The sequence below is a fragment of the Mycobacterium sp. JS623 genome (assembly GCF_000328565.1).
GTDB lineage: Bacteria > Actinomycetota > Actinomycetes > Mycobacteriales > Mycobacteriaceae > Mycobacterium.
Genome location: NC_019966.1, coordinates 1080509 through 1093473, shown reverse-complemented (window position 1 = coordinate 1093473; position 12965 = coordinate 1080509). Strand labels below are relative to the sequence as shown.

Sequence of the window (12965 nt, the reverse complement as noted above, 5' to 3'; positions counted from 1 at the left end):
GTGGCCCAATAACCGCTGGACGACGGGAGCATACTGATAACCGATGACTGCACCGGTCTCTGCTCCCCGAAAACCCGTAATACTGACTGTCGACGACGACCCCGCGGTGTCCCGCGCCGTCGCGCGCGACCTGCGGCGCCACTACGGCGACCGCTACCGCATCGTCCGGGCCGAGTCGGGCCCCGATGCCCTGGAAACCCTCAACGAACTCAAGTTGCGTGGTGACACCGTCGCCGTGTTCGTCGCCGACTACCGGATGCCGCAGATGAGCGGCATCGAGTTCCTCGAAGAGGCAATGGACATTTACCCCCTCGCGCGCCGGGTGCTGTTGACGGCGTATGCCGACACCCACGCCGCGATCGACGCGATCAACGTCGTCGACCTGGACCACTACCTGCTCAAGCCCTGGGACCCGCCCGAAGAGAAGTTGTACCCGGTGGTCGACGGGCTGCTCGAGGCGTGGCACGCCACCGGCGACCGCGCGATCCCGCACACCAAGGTGATCGGGCACCGCTGGAACGAACGGTCGTGGCAGGTGCGCCAGTTCCTGGCCCGCAACCAGCACTCGTTCCGTTCTTTCACGGCCGACGAGCCCAAGGGCAAGCAACTGCTGGACGCGGCGGGCCTGGACGGCTTCCAGCTGCCAGTCGTCATCACCGAACAGGGCGAGACGTTGGTCGAGCCGACCGATGAAGACCTGGCCGGCATGCTCGGGCTGTCCACCACCCCGTCGCTGGAGATGTACGAACTCGCGGTCATCGGTGGCGGACCGGCCGGCCTCGCTGCCGCGGTGTACGGCGCCTCGGAGGGCCTGAAGACCGTGCTGATCGAGGAGACCACGACGGGTGGACAGGCCGGTCGCAGCTCGAGGATCGAGAACTATCTCGGCTTCGAGATGGGCGTTTCTGGCGCCGAGCTGACCACGTCGGCACGCCGCCAGGCCGAGCGCTTCGGCGCGGAGGTCATCACCACCCGTAAGGCCGTCAAGCTGCACGCCGGTGACAGCGGCACGGCGCGCACGATCGAATTCGCCGACGGCAGCACCATCGCTGCGCAGGCGGTCATCCTCGCCACCGGCGTTTCCTACCGCCAGCTGCAGGGCGTCCCCGGGTGTTGGGACGACCCCGACGACGGCGCCTGCAACTACATCGGCCGCGGCGTGTACTACGGCGCATCGGTGTCGGACTCCACTGAATGCGCGGGCGAGGACGTGTACATCGTCGGCGGCGCGAACTCGGCAGGCCAGGCCGCGATGTTCATGTCGAAGACGGCGAAATCGGTGACCCTGCTTGTGCGAGGGCCGTCACTCGAGGCGTCGATGTCCTACTACTTGATCCAGCAGATCGAGAAGAACGACAACATCAACGTCCGGGTGTGTACCGAGGTCGTCGACACGCTCGGCGAGGACAACCACCTCACGGGGCTGGTGCTGCTCAACAAGCAGAGCGGTGAGAAGGAGACGGTGAACGCCGACCGGCTGTGCTGCTTCATCGGCGCCGAGCCGCGCACCGCTTGGCTTGATGTGGTGGCCAAGGACGACCACGGTTTCATCCTGTCCGGCCCCGATCTCAAGGACGTCGCCGGTTGGACGCTTGACCGTCCGCCGCACCATTTGGAAACAAGTGTGCCCGGTGTGTTTGTTGCAGGGGATGTGCGTGCCGAATCCGCGAAACGGGTGGCAGCAGCCGTCGGCGAAGGGTCGATGGCAGTGATGTTGGTCCACCGCTACCTGGCGGACGCGTAGGAAAGAGAACCGAAATGGGCGAGAAATGCCTGCCTACCGAGCTGCGGACGCTGTTCCTGTTCGAGGCTTTGACCGACGAACAGCTGCAGATGCTGTGCGACAACGGCCATATCCAGGCTTTTGAGCCGGGGCCCGTCGTCGTCGAAGGCGAGCCGGCCACCTGCTTTTACGTGCTGCTCGACGGCGAAGTGGTGATGTCCAAGCGGTCGGCCGGCATGGACATCGTGACGGGCCGAACGTCGCAGCGGGGCGTCTACTTCGGCGCGTGGTCGGCGTACGTTCCCGCCGAGGAGCACCTCTACGAGGCGTCGGTGCGAGTCACCCAGCCGTCTCGGCTGTTCGTGCTGGACGCCGAGGCGTTCGCCACGTTCATGAAGACGCAGTTCCCGATGGCGGTACATCTGCTCGAAGGGCACATGGTCGGCGGGTTGCGGCAGCGCCAGATCATCGGACAACGCGAGAAGCTGCTGGCGCTGGGCACCATCACGGCGGGGCTGACGCACCAGCTCAACAACCCGGCCGCGGCGATATCGCGGGACGTATCCAATCTTCGCGAGAACGTCGGCAAGATGCGCCACAAGCTGTCGATGCTCTCCAGCGGGAAGTTCACCCCGGAGGCATTGCGCGTTCTGGTGTCCATTCAGGACGAGGTGGCCGAACAGGTGGCCAAGTCCAAGTCGAATGACCTCAGCCCGCTTGAGACGTCGGACCGCGAAGATGAGATCGGCGACTGGCTCGAGGACCACGGCATCGCCAGCGGCTGGGACTACGCACCAACGTTCGTGGAAGCCGGTCTGGACATCGACTGGCTGGAACGCGTTGAAGCGTCGATCGACGACGTCGACTGTTCGGCCACGCTGCAGAGCGCGATCGGTTGGCTGAAGTACACGATCGACACCGAACTGTCGGTGAACCGGATCGCCGAAGCGAGCAAGCGCATTTCGGCGCTGCTGGCAGGCACCAAGCAGTACTCGCAAATGGACCGGGCGCCATACCAGTCCGCCGACGTGCACGAGCTGTTGTGGAGCACGGTGATGATGTTCGGCGAAAAGGTCGGCAAGGACGGCCCTGTCAAGATCGTCAAGGACATGGACAAGTCGCTGCCCCAATTGCTTTGCTACCCAGGCGATCTCAATCAAGTCTGGACCAACATCATCGACAACGCGATCCAGGCGATGGACGGCCACGGCACACTCACCTTGCGAACCAAGCGCGAAACCGACGACATGATTCGCGTCGAGATCTGCGACGACGGCCCCGGCATCCCGGATGAGATCATCGATCGGATTTTCACGCCGTTCTTCACCACCAAGCCGTTCGGCGAGGGCACCGGCCTCGGCCTCGATCTGGCGTGGCGGATCGTCGTCGAGAAGCATCACGGCAACCTGCGAGTGGAATCGCGGCCCGGCGAGACGAAGTTCATCGTGGTGTTGCCGCTGCAGGCGCCCGCCCCTGAGCTGCCGACGCCGACAGAGCTTCCGGCCGGACTGGAATAGGCGCGGCCCGGGTCGGGGTTGACCGAACCATGACTGACGATGCCAAACCCAACCTCGGCCGATTCGGATCCTTTGGTCGTGGAGTAACTCCTGACCAAGCCAAAGAGATAGAGGCGCTGGGCTATGGCGCCGTATGGGTCGGCGGTTCGCCGCCTGCCGAGCTGGAGTGGGTCGAACCCATCCTGGAGAAGACCACCACCCTGCAGGTCGCCACGGGCATCGTCAACATCTGGACCGCCGACGCCGGCCCCGTCGCCGAATCGTTCCACCGGATCGACAAGGCCTATCCCGGTCGCTTCTTGCTGGGCATCGGCGTCGGCCACCCGGAGGCGAATCAGGAATTCCGCAAGCCGGTCGATGCTTTGACGGAGTACCTCGACAAGCTCGACGAATACGGCGTGCCGAAGAACCGGCGGGTGGTCGCGGCACTGGGCCCCAAGGTTTTGAAGCTGTCGGCGGATCGCGCCGCAGGACCACATCCGTATCTGACGACGCCCGAGCACACCGCGCAAGCGCGCGAGCTGCTCGGCCCCGACGCGTTCATCGCCCCCGAGCACAAGGTGGTGCTGACCACCGATGCGGAAAAGGCGCGGGCTGTCGGTCGCAAAGCATTGGAGATTTACCTCAACCTGACGAATTACCTCAACAGCTGGAAACGTCTCGGGTTCAGTGATGAAGAGGTCGCAAAACCGGGTAGTGACCGTCTGGTGGACGCCGTCGTCGCCTACGGCACGGTCGACGCCATCGTGGCGCGACTGAAGGAGCACCTCGATGCGGGCGCCGATCACGTGCCGGTGCAGGTGCTGACGTCACCCGAGAAGTTGGTGCCCGCGCTTGCCGAACTCGCCGGGCCGCTCGGCCTGCAGTGAACGAAGGGACGAACATGAGTGAACTCAAGCCTGACCTTGGCCGCGTAGGGGTATGGACCTTTGGATCACCAGGGCCAGAGCAAGCAGCCGAAATCGAGAAGCTCGGATACGGCTCGTTGTGGGTCGGCGGATCGCCCGGGGCAGACCTGGAATTCGTCGAGCCGATCCTGGACGCGACAGACACGCTTCAAGTGGCGACGGGCATCGTCAACATCTGGACGGCGGACGCCAGCGAGGTCGCCGACTCGTATCACCGCATCGAGAAAGCATTCCCCGGCCGCTTCCTGCTCGGCGTCGGTGTCGGGCATCCGGAGCACACGCAGGAGTACCGCAAACCGTACGACGCGCTGGTCGAGTACCTCGATGTGCTTGACGCCAGGAAGGTGCCGACGAGCCGCCGCGTGGTGGCTGCGCTCGGCAAGAAGGTGCACGAGCTGGCCGCGAAGCGCAGTGCCGGCGCACACCCGTATCTGACGACGCCGGAGCACACCGCGCAGGCGCGCGAATGGATCGGCCCCACCGTGTATTTGGCGCCCGAGCACAAGGTGGTGCTGACGACTTCAGAAGACGCAGCCGACGAAGCCCGTGCGATCGGCCGCGAGACCGTCGACTTCTATCTGAATCTGAGCAATTACCTGAACAACTGGAAGCGGCTCGGTTTCACCGATGAGGACATCGCGAAGCCCGGCAGCGACAAGTTGATTGACGCAGTGGTTGCGCATGGCAGCGCCGATGACATCGCCAAGCGGCTCAACGAGCATTTGAATGCGGGTGCTGATTCGGTGTTGATTCAGGTGCTCGGCGGGCGGGACAAGCTATTGCCGACGCTGACCGAGCTTGCGGGACCGCTCGGGCTGAAGGGCTGAATGCCCGACCGTCCGCCGGCACACACCGACCGGCGTCGGAATGAGCTGCGGTCGCGACTGGCAGAACGGATCGGCCGCGGCGGCGTCGACGCGCAAAACGACGCGTTGGCCGTGGTGTGCACACCAACCCGCTAGGGTTTGGGCATGCGGTTGCTGGTCACCGGTGGCGCGGGTTTCATCGGCGCCAACTTCGTGCACAGTGCGGTCCCCGAGCATGAGGTGACGGTGCTCGACGCGCTGACCTATGCGGGCAGCCGCGAGTCGCTGGCCCCGGTTGAGCACGACATCCGGCTGGTGCAGGGCAACATCACCGACGCAGAGTTAGTGACCAAGCTGGTCGCCGAGGCCGACGCCGTCGTGCATTTCGCAGCGGAAACTCACGTCGACAACGCACTATTCGACCCCGAGCCATTCGTTCACACCAACGTCGTCGGCACCTTCACGGTGTTGGAGGCTGTGCGTCGCCACGGGGTTCGGCTGCATCACGTTTCGACCGACGAGGTGTACGGCGACCTCGAACTGGGCTCCGCGCAACGGTTCACCGAGTCGACGCCGTACAACCCGTCGAGCCCATACTCGTCGACCAAGGCGGGCGCCGACCTACTGGTGCGCGCGTGGGTCCGGTCCTACGGCGTGGCCGCGACAATCTCGAACTGCTCCAACAACTACGGCCCGTACCAACACGTGGAGAAGTTCATCCCCCGTCAGATCACCAACGTGCTTTCCGGGCGCCGGCCCAAGCTCTACGGCAACGGCTCGAACGTTCGCGACTGGATCCACGTCGAGGACCACAACAGCGCGGTGTGGAGCATCCTCAGCGAGGGTCAGATCGGCCGCACGTATCTCATTGGCGCAGAGGGGGAACGGGACAATCTATCGGTGATGCGCAGCATTCTGCAGCTGATGGGTCGCGATCCCGAGGACTTCGATCACGTCACCGACCGTGCCGGTCACGACCTGCGGTATGCGATCGATCCGTCGGTGTTGTACGACGAGCTGGGCTGGGGACCCAAGCACATTGACTTCGAAGACGGACTGCGCGACACCATCGAGTGGTATCGCGACAACGAATCCTGGTGGCGCCCATTGAAAGACGCGGTCGAGGCCGGCTACGAGGAGCGCGGCCAGTGACGGTCCGCGAACTGGCTATCCCCGGCGCATGGGAGATCACCCCAAAAATTCATACGGACTCGCGTGGCCTGTTCTTCGAATGGTTCATCGATTCGGCGTTCACCGAATTCGCCGGACACAAGCTCGATCTGCATCAGGCCAACTGCTCGGTGTCCTCTGCCGGTGTACTGCGTGGCGTGCACTTCGCGCAGCTGCCGCCGAGTCAGGCCAAGTACGTCACGTGTATGTATGGGTCGGTGTTCGACGTGGTCGTCGACATTCGGGTCGGCTCACCGACGTTCGGCAAATGGGATGCCGTGCTGCTGGACGCGCGCGACCGCCGCACCGTCTACATCTCCGAGGGGTTGGGCCACGCCTTCCTGGCGCTCGATGACGACTCGACGGTCATGTACTTGTGCTCGGCCGGCTATGCCCCGGGTCGTGAGCATACGATCAACGCGCTCGACCCGGCGCTGGATATCGCCTGGCCGTCGGTCAACGGCGAGCCGATCCTGTCCGACCGGGACCGCGAAGCCCCGACGCTCGCTCAGGTGCAAGCCTCGGGTCTGCTGCCGACCTGGGACGAGACGCTCGCCTTTGTCGCGAAACTGCGGACAGCTCACGATCCGGACCATATTCGCGATCTGTAAGCAGTCTCGCGGTGCCTTTTGGGACCCCTTGCGCCCGCTGCCCCGGCAATACTAGGATGTCCTAGTATTCAGCCATTCGGGCGAGGGACAGACTCATGACCACACAGATTTCGCATTTCATTGACGGCAAGCGCACCGCCGGACAGTCCATGCGCACCGCCGACGTGATGAATCCCAGCACCGGCGAGGTGCAGGCCAAGGTGCCGATGGCATCCCGGGCGGACGTCGACGCCGCTGTCGCAGGCGCTGCGGAGGCGCAGAAGGAGTGGGCGGCCTGGAACCCCCAGCGCCGGGCCCGCGTGATGATGAAGTTCATCGACCTGGTCAACCAGAACATCGAAGAGCTCGCCGAAACGCTGTCACTCGAACACGGCAAGACGGTCGCCGACTCCAAGGGCGACATCCAGCGCGGCATCGAGGTCATCGAGTTCGCGATCGGCATCCCGCACCTGAGCAAGGGTGAGTACACCGAGGGCGCAGGCCCCGGCATCGACGTGTATTCACTGCGTCAGCCGCTCGGCGTCGTCGCGGGCATCACGCCGTTCAACTTCCCGGCGATGATCCCGCTCTGGAAGGCCGGCCCCGCGCTCGCGTGCGGCAACGCGTTCATCCTCAAGCCCAGTGAGCGCGACCCGTCGGTGCCCGTCCGCCTCGCCGAACTGTTCCTCCAGGCCGGCCTCCCGCCCGGCGTCTTCCAGGTGGTGCACGGCGACAAGGAAGCCGTCGACGCCATCCTCGAGCACCCGGTCATCCAGGCCGTCGGCTTCGTCGGAAGCTCCGACATCGCGCAGTACATCTACTCCGGCGCCGCGGCACACGGCAAGCGTGCGCAGTGCTTCGGCGGCGCGAAGAACCACATGATCGTGATGCCCGACGCGGACATGGACAACGCGGTCGATGCGTTGATCGGCGCGGGCTACGGCAGCGCAGGCGAGCGCTGCATGGCCATCAGCGTGGCCGTGCCCGTCGGCGAGCAGACCGCAGAGCGGTTGCGCGCCAGGCTGATTGAGCGAGTCAACAACCTTCGGGTCGGCCACAGCCTCGACCCGAAGGCCGACTACGGCCCGCTGGTCACCGAGGCTGCACTGGCAAGGGTGAAGGACTACATCGGCCAGGGCGTGGCGGCCGGAGCCGAGGCAGTAGTCGACGGTCGCGAACGCACCAGCGACGACCTGCAATTCGGCGACGCCAACCTCGAGGGCGGCTACTTCATCGGCCCGACCCTGTTCGACCACGTCACGCCCGACATGTCGATCTACACCGACGAGATCTTCGGCCCGGTGCTCTGCATGGTGCGCGCCAAGGATTACGAGGAGGCACTGGCGCTGCCGTCCGAGCATGAGTACGGCAACGGCGTGGCGATCTTCACCCGTGACGGCGACACCGCACGCGACTTCGTGTCCCGGGTCCAGGTCGGCATGGTCGGCGTCAACGTGCCGATCCCGGTCCCGGTGGCCTACCACACCTTCGGCGGGTGGAAGCGGTCCGGCTTCGGCGACCTCAACCAACACGGCCCGTCATCGATCATGTTCTACACCAAGACCAAGACGGTGACGCAACGCTGGCCGGCGGTTAGCCACGGCGCCGAGTTCGTCATCCCGACCATGAAGTAATGGACTACTTCGGGCTGGACGACGACGAACGCGTGATCGCCGAGACGGCGGCCGCGTTCGCCGAAAAGCGCCTCGCGCCATACGCATTGGAGTGGGACGCCAAGCACCACTTCCCCACCGACGTATTGCGCGAGGCGGCCGAGCTCGGGATGGCGGCCATCTACTGCCGCGACGATGTCGGCGGCAGCGAGCTGCGTCGGCTCGACGCGGTGCGCATCTTCGAGGAGCTGGCCAAGGCCGACCCGACCATCGCGGCGTTCCTGTCGATACACAACATGTGCGCCTGGATGGTCGATACGTTCGGCACGGATGCGCAACGCAAGTCCTGGGTGCCGCGGATGGCGTCGATGGAGGCCATCGCGTCCTACTGCCTGACCGAGCCCGGCGCGGGCTCCGACGCAAGCGCGCTGCGCACCAAGGCGGTCCGCGAGGGCGGCGACTACGTGATCGACGGCGTCAAACAGTTCATCTCCGGCGCAGGCACCTCCGATGTCTATGTTGTGATGGCCCGCACCGGCTGGGACGAGACGAAGCGGGGCCCTCGTCAAATTTCGGCGTTCGTCGTCGAAAAGGACACGCCTGGGCTGAGTTTCGGCGCCGAGGAGCAGAAGATGGGCTGGAATGCGCAGCCCACCGCGCAAGTCATCTTCGAAGGTGTCCGCGTGCCCGCCGACGCGATGCTCGGTGGCGCCGACGGCGAAGGCACCGGGTTCGGCGTTGCGATGAACGGGCTGAACGGCGGCCGGATCAACATCGCCGCCTGCTCGCTGGGCGGGGCGCAGGCCGCCTTCGACAAGGCGTCGAGTTATCTCGCCGACCGCCAGGCGTTCGGCGGCTCGCTGCTCGACGAACCCACCGTGCGGTTCACGCTCGCTGACATGGCCACCGCGTTGCAGACATCGCGAACCTTGTTGTGGCGCGCGGCAACTGCGCTCGACAATAATCATCCCGACAAGGTCGAGCTGTGCGCGATGGCCAAGCGCTACGTCACCGACGCCTGCTACGACGTCGCCGATCAGGCGCTGCAATTGCACGGCGGCTACGGCTATCTGCGCGAGTACGGGTTGGAGAAGATCGTCCGCGACTTGCGGGTGCACCGAATCCTCGAGGGAACCAACGAAATCATGCGCGTGGTGATCGGTCGGGCCGCGGCCGCCCGCGCCCGCGCATCCGCATAGGAGAACAGATGACGACCATTGCGTTCTTGGGGTTGGGCCACATGGGCGGCCCGATGGCGGCCAACCTGCTCGCCGCCGGTCAGGCCGTGCGGGGGTTCGACCCGGTGCCCGCGGCGCAGGAGGTGGCCGCCAGCAAGGGTGCGCAGATCTTCGACAGCGTCGCCCAGGCAGTCCAAGAGGCGGACGTCGTCATCACCTCGCTTCCCAACGGCACCATCGTCAAGACGGTATACGCCGAGGCGGTGCCCGCCGCCCGAGAGGGCGCGCTGTTCATCGACACCTCCACGATCTCGGTCGACGACGCGCGTGAGATCCATGCGCAGGCGGCCGAGCGCGGCATCGCCCAACTCGACGCGCCGGTCTCAGGCGGTGTGAAGGGCGCGACCGCGGGGACGCTTGCGTTCATGGTCGGCGGTGAAGACGATGCCGTCGATCGTGCGCGGCCCGTGCTGGAGCCGTTGGCGGGCAAGATCATTCACTGCGGCGCTTCAGGTACCGGCCAGGCCGCCAAGCTGTGCAACAACATGGTGTTGGCTGTCCAGCAGATCGTTGCGGGCGAAGCGTTCGTGCTCGCCGAGAAGTTGGGGCTGTCCGCGCAGTCACTGTTCGACGTGATCACGGGTGCGACCGGCAATTGCTGGGCCATCCACACCAATTGCCCTGTGCCAGGCCCCGTTCCGACATCACCGGCCAACAATGATTTCAAGCCTGGCTTCGCGACCGCGTTGATGAACAAGGACATCGGCCTTGCCATGGACGCGGTCAACTCGACCGGCTCGTCGGCGCCGCTGGGCAGCCATGCCGCCGAGATCTACGCGAAGTTCGCCGCCGACCATGCCGACAAGGACTTCAGCGCAGTCATCGAGATGATCCGCAACGGCTAGAACGGTACGGGCGCTTCGTTGCGCGCGCGCTCGGCCTTGATCCGGGCGGCATATTCGGCAGCACGGGTACGCCGTCGCCTGGGCATCATCAGACCACGGTCGCCGGTATTCGGCACCACGATCGACGTGGGCGGAAGGTCCGCGGTCGTAATGTCCCATGTCTCGAAGAACAGCCGACTACCAGGTTTGGTGATGTATTTCCTGCCGCTGGGTGAGATCCAAATGACCGTGCCATCAGGCAACTGAATGTCGCGCCATCCGCCACACGTCTTCATCAGATGGTTAGTTCGACACAGACACTTGATGTTTGACGCGTGGGTCGGTCCGACCGGATAAGGGATGGTGTGGTCCAAGTCGCAACGATCAGCCGGAACGTCGCAGCCGGGCGCACGGCAGTACAGATCCCGCATCCGCACGAACTCAGCCAATTCTGCCGACGGTCGATAGTGCGGTTCCGGCTCATCGCTGGGCATGGTGATCGGACGGACCTTCGCACCGCCGCGAATCAACTCCGCGAGCAACGGTGTCGGCACGATGCCCTCTCCGACGATCAGCGCTGCGGGCGGCCTAACCGCGGCCCCCTCCGAAGTCTGCTCCCGCGCTGAGGCGTCGACCGAGGCAGTTGCGGCGTTGGCGGAGGAGGTTGCCGCGTCGACGGCGGATTGTTCCGCCAAAACGCGGATTACCACGTTGGAGGAACTCGGTGCATCGCCTGCTGGGCAATTCTTCGAACCGCACCGGCACGCCAGATGGAAATCGCCCGCGGCGATGGCGCCCACCGCATCTGAGCGGCGCTCGCCGATGGGGCGAGGATCGTTGTCGCAGACTCCCTGCACCATCTGTGCGACGCGACGCTTGAGCACCGCCGCGTCGGTGGCCAGCAGCCGACCCCACACCGAGGTGGTTTCGGCCGGATCATCGAGATCTCCGATCGAGAAGTCCCTTGTGCGCGTGGATGATTCAGAGCGGCGTACGGCGGCTGGGTCATATCTGAAGATCCACGCGTCGATCGCCTCATCGAGCCGGTGCTCCGAGAGCGGACCCCATTTGGTAGCTCCCTCGGCAAGGGCGGCGTCGATGAGAGCCAGCGCCTCGGCGTCTTCGACGAGTTGGGTGCGCCAGGTGATGGCCGAGACCACTCGCGAGCTGAGCGTGCCCTGCATATGTAGCGCAGCAACACGGGGAAGCCGGTCACGCAGTGCGACCGCGATCCGCATCTCCCTCGAGGCCCGTCGATGTCCGACCGTCATGGCGGCCGCTACCTCGGCGGCCGCCGAAGCCCAGCCGTCGAACGCCCAGTTCGCCCGCTCGTCGTCGTCAACGGCTCGGCGCCGGGCGAGCTCAGCGATGGCAGCCAGCCGGCGAGCCCCGGCAGCAGCTTCTGCTTGCGCGCCCTCCTCGATGGCGGCGACGACCGTCGCGTCATCCGCCGTCGAGAACTCCGAGTCGAACATGCTTGCGATTATGCCAATTTCGGTCAAAACGCGAGAAAGTTATCCACAGCCGAAGATTCATCCACAGATTCTGTCCCCCACCACATTTGGACTTGACAACGGGTCTGATGGTGGCAGTCCGGGAATAAATCGCGGTGAGCCTTGCTTGTCGCGGGGGTGACCTTTCCCGTACGCGTTGCCGTTCAGATTCAGCCCGCCGACACTCCTGACTACGCCACCTGGCGGCAGGCTGTCCTGCAAGCCGAGGAGATCGGGGTAGACGTCATCTTCGGCTATGACCACTTCCATGCGCCGTTCATCGAGTCGATCGCCGACGCGAAGCCGGTGCTGGCCGAGGTGCAGCCGGATGTGAACAACTTCGAAGGCTGGACCGCGCTAGCATCCTGGGGCGAGATCACCACACGCGCCGAACTCGGCCTGCTGGTAGCGGGGATCGGCTACCGCAACCCCGATCTGCTCGCGGACATGGTGCGCACCGTCGACCACATCAGCGGCGGCCGGGCCATCCTCGGCGTCGGCGCCGGTTGGTACGAGAAGGACTACACCACCTACGGTTTCGAATACGGAACGGTCAAATCGCGGGCGGACCTTTTCGATGAGGGGTTGCTGCGCATCGAGCGCCGGTTCGGTCTGTTGCAGCCGGCGCCACTGCGCAAGATTCCGATCCTGATCGGCGGGTCCGGTCCGAAGCGCACTTTGCCCGCTGTCGCACGCCATGCCGACATCTGGCACACCTTCCTGCCCATCGACTCCTACCGCGAGGCCAGTGCCCGCGTCGCCGAACTGGCAACCGGATTTGGGCGAGCCGACAGCGATATCGAGCGCTCGACGCTGTGGACCGATCCGAAGTCGGCGGACGCCTACCTGGCCGCTGGCGCCACGTTGTTCCATACCGAGGTCCGCGCGTCGGAGGGCAAGTACGACCTCAGCACGGTGGAGAAGCTGGTCGACTGGCGCGACACCCAGCGCTGATTAGCCCCTTCAGCGCCGTGATCGAAATGATCCGCGGAGGCTGGCCAGCGCGAGTTCTGAGCGACTTCATCGGCGAAACGCCCATCGGAATGACGCCGATCTTGTCGCAACAGTGATTTGCTAGATCCG

11 protein-coding genes and 1 pseudogene are annotated in these 12965 nt (G+C 65.0%); 11 read left to right on the top strand and 1 reads right to left on the bottom strand.

The genetic code is table 11. From position 1 onward, the window contains the following. Nucleotides 1-43 precede the first annotated feature (43 nt). The 10 genes and pseudogenes from MYCSM_RS05175 (at nt 44) to mmsB (ending at nt 10410) form a co-directional block, all read left to right on the top strand. On the top strand, nt 44-1744 hold the full coding sequence (locus MYCSM_RS05175) for an FAD-dependent oxidoreductase (RefSeq protein ID WP_015305084.1): 1701 nt from the start codon (nt 44-46) through the stop codon (nt 1742-1744). Between the two features lie 14 nt (nt 1745-1758). Continuing rightward, a complete protein-coding gene (locus MYCSM_RS05170; RefSeq protein WP_015305083.1) occupies nt 1759-3240 on the top strand; it encodes an ATP-binding protein in 1482 nt (493 codons plus the stop codon). A 29-nt stretch (nt 3241-3269) separates the two neighbouring features. Then, a complete protein-coding gene (locus MYCSM_RS05165; protein ID WP_015305082.1) occupies nt 3270-4109 on the top strand; it encodes an LLM class F420-dependent oxidoreductase in 840 nt (279 codons plus the stop codon). A 14-nt stretch (nt 4110-4123) separates the two neighbouring features. After that, nucleotides 4124-4975 (top strand): LLM class F420-dependent oxidoreductase, encoded by an 852-nt coding sequence (locus MYCSM_RS05160; protein WP_015305081.1) that lies wholly within the window; start codon nt 4124-4126, stop codon nt 4973-4975. A 33-nt stretch (nt 4976-5008) separates the two neighbouring features. Beyond that, nucleotides 5009-5110, top strand: a pseudogene (locus MYCSM_RS37725) (class I SAM-dependent methyltransferase); the annotation flags it as partial. Nucleotides 5111-5119: 9 nt separating this feature from the next. Beyond that, nucleotides 5120-6106, top strand: coding sequence for a dTDP-glucose 4,6-dehydratase (gene rfbB, locus MYCSM_RS05155; protein ID WP_015305080.1), 987 nt, complete (start codon nt 5120-5122; stop codon nt 6104-6106). Then, nucleotides 6103-6735, top strand: a complete 633-nt coding sequence (gene rfbC / locus MYCSM_RS05150; protein ID WP_015305079.1) for a dTDP-4-dehydrorhamnose 3,5-epimerase — start codon at nt 6103-6105, stop codon at nt 6733-6735. Before rfbB ends, rfbC begins: the two co-directional genes overlap by 4 nt. Before the next feature lie 95 nt (nt 6736-6830). Further along, the gene (locus tag MYCSM_RS05145) at nt 6831-8348 is read left to right on the top strand and encodes a CoA-acylating methylmalonate-semialdehyde dehydrogenase (RefSeq protein WP_015305078.1); all 1518 of its coding nucleotides are present in this window, start codon (nt 6831-6833) and stop codon (nt 8346-8348) included. After that, entirely contained in the window at nt 8348-9526 is a 1179-nt protein-coding gene (locus tag MYCSM_RS05140) for an acyl-CoA dehydrogenase family protein (protein ID WP_015305077.1), read from the top strand. Before MYCSM_RS05145 ends, MYCSM_RS05140 begins: the two co-directional genes overlap by 1 nt. 8 nt (nt 9527-9534) lie before the next feature. Continuing rightward, nucleotides 9535-10410: a 3-hydroxyisobutyrate dehydrogenase gene (gene mmsB / locus MYCSM_RS05135; RefSeq protein WP_015305076.1), complete on the top strand. Its 876-nt coding sequence runs from the start codon at nt 9535-9537 to the stop codon at nt 10408-10410. On the opposite strand, the gene MYCSM_RS05130 is transcribed toward mmsB, so the two are convergent. After that, nucleotides 10407-11864 (bottom strand): HNH endonuclease signature motif containing protein, encoded by a 1458-nt coding sequence (locus tag MYCSM_RS05130; RefSeq protein WP_015305075.1) that lies wholly within the window; start codon nt 11862-11864, stop codon nt 10407-10409. The genes mmsB and MYCSM_RS05130 overlap by 4 nt on opposite strands. A gap of 156 nt (nt 11865-12020) precedes the next feature. Between MYCSM_RS05130 and MYCSM_RS05125 the strand changes: the two genes are divergently transcribed. Beyond that, entirely contained in the window at nt 12021-12836 is an 816-nt protein-coding gene (locus MYCSM_RS05125; protein WP_015305074.1) for an LLM class F420-dependent oxidoreductase, read from the top strand. Nucleotides 12837-12965: the final 129 nt, after the last annotated feature.

Coding starts and splice junctions, on each gene's coding strand:
- rfbB (WP_015305080.1), top strand. CDS start 5,120: ATGCGGTTGCTGGTCACCGGTGGCGCGGGTTTCATCGGCGCCAACTTC.
- MYCSM_RS05130 (WP_015305075.1), bottom strand. CDS start 11,864: ATGTTCGACTCGGAGTTCTCGACGGCGGATGACGCGACGGTCGTCGCC.
- MYCSM_RS05145 (WP_015305078.1), top strand. CDS start 6,831: ATGACCACACAGATTTCGCATTTCATTGACGGCAAGCGCACCGCCGGA.
- MYCSM_RS05170 (WP_015305083.1), top strand. CDS start 1,759: ATGGGCGAGAAATGCCTGCCTACCGAGCTGCGGACGCTGTTCCTGTTC.
- MYCSM_RS05175 (WP_015305084.1), top strand. CDS start 44: ATGACTGCACCGGTCTCTGCTCCCCGAAAACCCGTAATACTGACTGTC.
- MYCSM_RS05165 (WP_015305082.1), top strand. CDS start 3,270: ATGACTGACGATGCCAAACCCAACCTCGGCCGATTCGGATCCTTTGGT.
- mmsB (WP_015305076.1), top strand. CDS start 9,535: ATGACGACCATTGCGTTCTTGGGGTTGGGCCACATGGGCGGCCCGATG.
- MYCSM_RS05140 (WP_015305077.1), top strand. CDS start 8,348: ATGGACTACTTCGGGCTGGACGACGACGAACGCGTGATCGCCGAGACG.
- MYCSM_RS05160 (WP_015305081.1), top strand. CDS start 4,124: ATGAGTGAACTCAAGCCTGACCTTGGCCGCGTAGGGGTATGGACCTTT.